Source organism: Mycoplasma buteonis, assembly GCF_000733865.1.
Taxonomy (GTDB): Bacteria; Bacillota_I; Bacilli_A; order Mycoplasmatales; family Metamycoplasmataceae; genus Mycoplasmopsis; species Mycoplasmopsis buteonis.
In genome coordinates, this window is sequence record NZ_JPOK01000002.1 from 1 (window position 1) to 8,536 (window position 8,536).

Here is an 8,536-nt window from a genome sequence, read left to right on the forward strand (position 1 = left end):
CTGAAAATAATTTAATGTATGAAATTTCAATTTTAGTTGTAACAAAAGCTGCTTCACTAAAAGAATTAAAACAAAAAATTTCAATGAATGAAAAAATTGCTCGCTCGCTAAAAATGGAAATTAAATTAATTAATAACAAAATGTTTGACGAATATAAATTAAGTATTATGGGAAATAATATTAGTGATGATGATACTATCTTTTTACCATCTTCATCCTTAATTAATGGTTACGGTTTTACAAGTGCAATTTATAACGATGGAAATAATTTACTTTTAGGAAGTAGTACAAATGATGAAATTGTAATATTTAATCAGTTTTATAAAAAAGATAAAACCAGAACAAACCACAACGCTTTTATTATTGGTGCTTCTGGTAGAGGTAAAACAACATTAACCCAAAAAGTTATTTTAAATCAGATTGCAAATGGAAATAAGGTTTTAGTAATCGATCCACAAGCTGAATATCTTGATATCGCAAACAAGTTAGGTGGTAAAGTAATTAACTTTTCATCAAATGATGAAAATAAAATTAATCCACTCCAAATTATTAATTATATTGATGAAGAAAAAACAAGTAATGATGCGTTAATAATCAAACACTTAGAGTTTTTACGAAATTATTTTGCAATGCTGCTAACTGATGCAAGTGAAATAAAACTAAATATTATTATTGAGTGCATCAAAGATTTATATAGAGAATATGGAATTTTTGATTGCAAAGGTAATGTAGCTGATATCCCAAGTGAAAACTGACCGGTTTTCAGCGATTTAATGAAAGTATTATCTACTTATAATAAGAAATTTAAAAATGAAAAAGAAAAACAAAAATTACTTATAAATATTCTTTTTGAACTTGAAGAAAGTTTAAAAGTAGATTTAACATCTAATGGTGCAATTGAAAAAATTTATAATCACACAAGCACAATGAACTTAGAAAATAACTTTATTGTATTTAATACAAAAGAAATTAATAATACTAGTTCAATGAATAATAAATATTCAAAAATTGCGATGTATACAATATTAAATTATATAAATGGAATGATTAGCAAAAACTATGTTAATGAAAATCAAAAAGTTTTATTAATTATTGATGAAGCACACTTATATATAGATAGTGAAAACATGACAAACCTAGATTTTATGTTTAAAACAACAAAAACAATTCGTAAGTTTAACGGTGGTGTAATTTTCACCACACAAAACCCAAGTGATTTTACAAGTACAAACAACGTAAGTAGCAAAGCACAAGCAATTTTACAAAACTGTGATTATTCTTTTATTTTCGGGTTAAAAAGCAAGGATATTGAAGCAGTTAACGAAATGTATAAATATAATGGTGGTTTAAACCAAAGCGAAAGTACTTTTTTATCACTAGCTGGTGTAGGTGAATGTTTATTTAACTTAAACAACCATACACGCATTACAATGAATATTTTTTATAACAAAACAGAAAAAGCTCTTTTATTTAAGAAAGGAAATTATGAAAACTAAAACTAATCCCAAATCATATTATTTACGTTTTAATAAACTTACAAAAGAAGATGAAATGTTACTATTTGAATGAGAAGAAAGAGCAAGACAAAGCAATCTTTCGATTAATCAATTTATGACAAGAAAATTTTTAGAAATGCTACAAATTGAAAAAGCTCGTGGTGTTCTTGCGTCACTAAAAAATGATATTTTTTACCAACTGAGAAAGTCGCATTTTGCTTCACTTAGTCCATTTCAAAATCAAATTTTAAATGCAATTGGTGAACTACAAGTTTTAAATGTTTTAATTGATAAAAAACTGGATTTTTTAATTAATGCTTCTGGTGGTGAAGAATTAGCTAAAAATAAAGAGGTAATTGTTGAAGAACTAAGTGAATTTGGTAATTACCGAAACAAAATGTCAAATGTAAAATTAAAGAAAATGAAAAAATTAAAAGAAGCACAAAAAGAAACACAAAAGAATTTTGAAGCGTTTTCACAAAGTAGTGATATTACAGAATGAGATACAGATTATTAATATTAGGTAGCAATATTGCTTTACTACCTTCACTAGGTGTTTTGTCAGCAAGTGTAAGTAGTGAAAATACACAATATTTTACACTTGATGAGTTAGAGATAAATAAACAAACAGCAAATATCACAAAAACGCTTTCAAAACAAGAAAGATTACTTTATGAAATAAAAGTACCACAAGATTTAGCTGCAAATTTAACTAAACGATGACGATTATTTTATTTTCCAAATCTAGATGGAAAAGGAACGCTAGCTAATTCATCATGAAGTTGAAGTGATGCAAAAAACGATTTATTAACTGGTTTTAATGGTGTTCAATATTCTTACTATACTAATAATAATAGCTATTATTATTTTGGTTGAAATGTAGAAAATTTAAAAAGTGAAGAAGCTAATAAAAAATTAAATACACAATCTGACTGACAAAACACAAGAGCAGTAAATTACTATGATATTGCTTATTTTAATGAAAATCGTTGATATTCAAGACAAAATAACTTTCAAGATACAGAAAAATACAATACATTATATAGCATGTATCAAGATAATTATTATACTAATTGAAGTAGTCAGTACTTAAATCTACATGGATATTTCAAAGACTTTGTAATTGATAAAAGTTATAAGCACGAATACACTAAGTATGCAAATAAACTGGAAGAAACGTATGAAAATGCACAGTATTCAAAGGTTATTTTGTCACAAAATGACTTTAAAAAATTTATCAGTAATGATGTAGTGCTTTTTCAAGCTGAAAATCTAACTAATTCTATTTTTAAACTTTATGGTGAAAATATAGATAGCTCTTTTGTGTTTAATCGGATGTATGTTTTTGATAAAAGTACATTTAATAATTTAAGTTCATACAATGATGATAGTGATTTAAAAAAGAATGTACTAAAAGTTTTGAAAGATAAGAATAATTTAGATTATGACACAGATAATTTAATAGATTTTAAAATGCAAAATGATTATGAAATTGAGCTTGATTTTGATATTGAAAAAAGATTTGTTTCATTAGCTTCAAATAGCAACCAGTTAGAAGATAGCTCGCAATATAACACCATTTATAATCAAAGAGAACATGCGATGGTATTTGTACCAAAAATTAAAATTTATGCACCAAAGATTACTGTCAGTTCATTTAATAAAAATGTCGATGAAAAAAATAAAGCAATTGAAGACTTTTCTAGTGCTTTTAGCTATGCAAAAAATCGGTTAAAACAACTAGGAGCAATTAATGTAGAAAGTGATAAACTCGGTTATCTGGGTGGTGTTGAAAATCAAGAAAAAGTTAAAGCTAAAATTGATGAAATTAATCAAAGTTTACAAGATAATGGATATAAATATGGTATTAACTTTCACTTTGTCAGTGATAACAAAATTGATATCCAGATGTTAGCTAGTGGAAACAATTTTGAGAAAAATGCATATCCAATTGCTAAAAATTTTCCAATTAAGGTAGGTTATTCAACAAAAGCTATTTCAACAGATTTAAAAGATAGATTAAAAATTCGAAGCAATAAATGAGTAGATTTTGAGGGAAATAGCACAAACTTAAAAGATGATATTCCGGAAAAAATAGCGGATGAAAAAAAGATTAATGAAAAAAGCTTTTATGGTGGTAAATGACTTTATCATGCTCCCGCAAAAGTTAATTTCTTTTCACCAAAAGAAAGTGAAACACTATTTATCAACGGAAAAAGAATCGAAGTTTTAGATAAAAGCTTTGAAGAAATTTTAGAAGATAAAAGAAAGTTAATAGTTGATAATTCTTTTAATAATAGCGAGGAAGAAACAGAAATTAATACTTACAAAATCGAAATTAAAAAGTATCTAGATGGATTAGGAAATAGCAAGGAAAATCTTGAATATACTTGAAGCATTGATATTATCATTAATGCTAATGCACTAACAGAAAATTATGTATATTATGCATGAGAACCATCTAAAAATAAATCACAAAGAGACTTAATTAGTAAGTATTTAATTGGTGATAATGGTAAAGAATTAAAAGACGAAAAAGGAAATTTTGTACCAAATCCTAAATATGATAAAGAAATTAATCCTGTTACTGGTACGAAAAAAGAATTAGTTTGAGTTGATTTAGAAAACGATGTTGAAATAATCGGTTCAAGCGATTATGAATTGAAAACAAACCTTCCTTTTAGCACCAAAACACTGCTAGCTAAAAATGGAAACAGACTAATAAGAGGTTTTATCGCAGAAGCTTCGGTTTTGGGTAAAGGTGCTTTACAACAAATAGATGGTGTTAAATCTGGTGCTAGTCAATATCGTTATTTCAAAATAAATCAAAATGATTTATCTAATGGAAGATTTAGCTACGAAATAATTAATGATAATAAAAAATATGCTGATTTACCACTTGCTACGGGTGAAGATAGTTATTTTTCAAATAGTGGTTTATGACTTTTTACGTCACACGCACAAAGAAGTATCGATAACTATAAGATTGTTTTAATCGATGAAAATTTAAACGCACAAAAAGAAAAGTTATCAAATATTATAACCACAAGTAAATTCAAAAATCTTTGAAATTCAAATATAGGTATTGAATTAATGCTGTTTATTCAAAGCAAATACCACTTAGACGAAGAATATATTAAATCGTTAAGTTACGAAAAAATAATGCAATATTTTATGTTATTTATTAATGATAACTACAAAAAATACGAAACACAAAGCTTTTTAAAAGAGCAAATTAGTATTACTTTTAAAGATATTCCGCAAACTTTTACAAAAGCAGATTTTGTTAATAGATATATAAAAACTGATAATAAAGATTTATTTTTAGATGATTTTTTAAACGAAAAACAACTAAAAAATCTGATTTATATTAGTAATATCTTTCTAGATGAAGACAATATTTTACACATTACTATTGCTCTAAAACCTAGTTTTATAACTGGTTATGAGCTAAATCAAAATCAATTTACTAGTGAAATTGCATTTGTAGGTGAACCTATTAAAACATCAAAAAGAACAATTAATCTATTTTTAAACAAAGAAAAAGTGCTTGAAAGTATTAATTATTTAACAAAAGATACAGTTAAAACTTTAAGAGCAAGTAAAGAGTGATTTAACAATTTATCACAAGCTGATTTTGGAAAACTTGACTTTGATTTAAGTTATAACTTAAATGAAATCGATAGCTTACTTAACATTACAGTTGGTGTTAAAAAACAATTTGCAAAACATTATAAGGTTGATAAAAATGAGTTTAAAATTCATTTTAATTGAAACGCATTAGCTATAAATTTAGAAAAAAATGAGCTTGGAATTTTTGCAAAAATAGAGAAAATTGACAACTTAAATATTAAAGGAATTGAAGATAGAGAAAAAATTAAGGAAAAAATTACTAACTATATTAAAGAAAAATTAAGTGCTTATCAACTTGAAATTGATAGAGATTATCAGCTAATAAATATAGATGTTGTAGTTGAAAAACTACTTAACATTCAATATTTAGAAGATAAATTAAATGCAAAATATTATAATTTATTAATTAAAGCAAAGTCTCCAAAAAAAGGAACTTTACAAGTGGGTATAACTAACTATTTAATGCAAGAAATTAATAACATAATTGATTTATCTAAATTAAAAGTTAGTCCAATTAATCTAACAAGTCAAACATCACAGCAATTAAATAAAGAGTTAATACTTAAAACAACAAAGCTACTTCAAGAACATAAAATTAAATTTGAGAGTGTTATTTTAAGTAATTTTGACAGTGTTTTAAACGCTTTAATTAATGGAAGTGAGGAAACAAATTTAATTATAGAAAGCAATCATCCTAAAATAATAAATAGCTTAGTTGTTAAGGTACAACATAATTCAAAAATCACAAAAGACTTAATTATTAATAGAAAGTTAAGCGATATAAAACTTGATAAATTAATACTTAGCAGCAAGATTTTTGAGGAACTACAACATTTAATTATCAACTACGTAAAGAATGAATTAGCTATTTATAACTATATTTATAATAAAGATTATTATATTGAGAATATAAATTCTATTGAGTATTTATTTAATCTTGTAACAAATAAAAAGCTTTCTCTTAACATTATTTCAAAAGCTAATAGTGAAGAAAAAACTAAACTAGATGTAGAAAATAATATAGATGAATTAACTGATAGAGAGCTCGAAGAGTGAAATAATTTAATCAAGGAAAGCAAAAATACACCAGATAAAAAGCAAGATGCTAATGATAGTAATGATGAAGAAGAAATAACAAATTTTGTTAATTTAGCTAGTTTAAGTATTAATGCATTAGTACTTTTTGAAGATAATCCAAAAACAATCAAAGACAAAATTTATGCTTATTTAGATAACTTTTTTGAAAGTAAACAAATGGATAAAAACGCATATATTTTGAAAAAAAATCAGCTAGATACAGCGATTTATAAACTCTTAAAAGTTGCAAATCATGAAAATATTGCAACAATAAATTTATTTCCGAATTATGGTTATAGTTTCGGTAAGACAGAATTAGTTATTAAAAATACAACTGCAAAAGCTAACGATAAAAGTGTTGATGTAACGGTAAGAGAGGTTATTAATAAAAGCGATTTTAAACAAAAACAAGCAAACAAACAACGTAAGACGAAAATAATTACAACTTCTACTATTTTGTTTTTAACTCTTATTTTTACAGCTGGTATCGGTACATATTTATATATTAGAAAGGTAAAAAGTAAAGTAAAATAGATGCTCTATCGAGCATCTTTTTTTATAATTTATATATGAAAGAGATTTTTAAATTATTTGACGAACAAGAAGAAAAATTTAGATTATATGAACGTAAATCATCACACCCAAATTGAATAGTTTTTAAAACTATTAGACGTAAAATAATAACTATTAAGGGTACATTTTACTATAACTTAACACGTTATAAAAAGAAACTACCAAATGGAAAATACCAAACTTTTACATATTATCATAATAATTTTTTATTACAACACAGAAACGTAAAGAAATATGATAATACGTTAAAAGAGATTTTTTTATTAAATGATGCAATGAGTAATAAGAGATTAACATTAATTAAAAACCCACCATCAAGAAGCTTAATACATTATTGAAAAAAGACTGATTTAAACATAAAACAAGCACAAGAAAATCAATTAATCGGTTATCAAAAGGAAGCAAAAAATCACGATAAACTTTTTGTAGAAATAGATGATGCGTATATTAATATACAATCTAAAAAGCAAACTAAAAAATTACAAAATCGTATGTTAACTTTCAATTTAATAGATGAATTAGGTAATAAAATAGCAATAAATAGCGTGCAAATTTTGATGATTAATGGTAGCAAAACATATGATAAATATAAAAATGCTGATAGCATTAGCAAATTAATAGAACAAATAAAAAATAAGTATTATAACAAGAAAATAAACGTAATTATTAAGGGTGATGGTGCTAAAATCATTAATAAAATTAGTAATAATTTTGAAGGTGGAATTCTTGATAAATTTCATTTAATTAAGTCTTATAGAGACTTTAAAACTCGTAGTAAAAGAGATATAAATCAGCTTATAAATTTTATTACACCATTTAAAAAAACTAGTATTGAAAATGATTTATGAGCTTTCTTAAAATCTTTAACTAATAAAGAAAATCAAGCAATTTTTAATAGTTTTTGAGATTATTTCAAGAGTAATAAGACTAAACTTTCGCTTCAAATACGTCAAAAATTAGGTGCTTATTTGCGTTATTTAAAGAACAATAGTAATAGAATTTATCATAAATATGAACCTATTTTATCTAAAAGTAATACGGAAAGTTATGTTAATTTTGACTTTAAAAACCTTGTTTCAAAACGTTATACAAGGTGAAATATAGGAAGTATAAAGCAAAAATTACTAACATTTAAAGCACTAAATAAAGGTATTTGAATAATCGTGTAAACTATATTTTTTAGTATTTAGTTATGAAAAAACAGTTAAGTTTCTCTTTTAAAAAGTGCAACAAGTCTGAGATACAAAAAAAGTAAAAAGTAACGGTATTTTCACAAAATGTCGCATTTTTTGTTTGTTGTTTCGAGACTTTTTCCTTGAATTTACTAGTACTTTTTTAAAAGGTGCAACAAAATTGCAACAAAAGTTTAGGTAATGGTGAAAATCTGTTGCAGGTTTTCGATAAATTTAATTAATATATATATATATATATATTAATTAGTCCACCATTTCGTCAGAAAATGTTGCACGTGCTTTCTAGGATACTTAAAAGTGCGTACGCGTGCACGCGCGCGAAAAACTGCAACAAACCTAGTTACGAATACTTTTTAGTGTTTTTAGACAAAACATAACCTAAGTGAAACAAAATTTCACGGTTACAGACTGTAACCGTAATTTTCTTTCGCAAATAAACAAAAAATTAACTTTTTTTAGAAAAAGCTTGGGTGTATTTTAAAAAGTTGTTAGAATATTGGTGTAACAAAAGAGAATTTTGCTCTTTCGTATTCCTAATAAGTAACCTTTACTTGACACAATCAA

The 8,536-nt window shown here is 25.0% G+C and carries 4 protein-coding genes; all 4 read left to right on the top strand.

What is annotated here, in order from left to right; genetic code table 4:
• On the top strand, nt 1-1,496 hold a 1,496-nt coding region (locus EI91_RS00060; protein WP_036451699.1), incomplete at its 5' end, for a VirB4 family type IV secretion system protein.
• The gene (locus tag EI91_RS00065; RefSeq protein WP_036451702.1) at nt 1,486-2,013 is read left to right on the top strand and encodes an Mbov_0398 family ICE element protein; all 528 of its coding nucleotides are present in this window, start codon (nt 1,486-1,488) and stop codon (nt 2,011-2,013) included. The genes EI91_RS00060 and EI91_RS00065, both read left to right, overlap by 11 nt.
• On the top strand, nt 1,995-6,740 hold the full coding sequence (locus EI91_RS00070; protein WP_036451706.1) for an Mbov_0399 family ICE element protein: 4,746 nt from the start codon (nt 1,995-1,997) through the stop codon (nt 6,738-6,740). The genes EI91_RS00065 and EI91_RS00070 overlap by 19 nt, the downstream gene beginning before the upstream one ends.
• 35 nt (nt 6,741-6,775) lie before the next feature.
• Nucleotides 6,776-7,948 carry an Mbov_0401 family ICE element transposase-like protein gene (locus tag EI91_RS00075; RefSeq protein WP_036451709.1) on the top strand — a complete coding sequence of 391 codons (1,173 nt, stop codon included), beginning with the start codon at nt 6,776-6,778 and terminating at the stop codon, nt 7,946-7,948.
• Nucleotides 7,949-8,536: the final 588 nt, after the last annotated feature.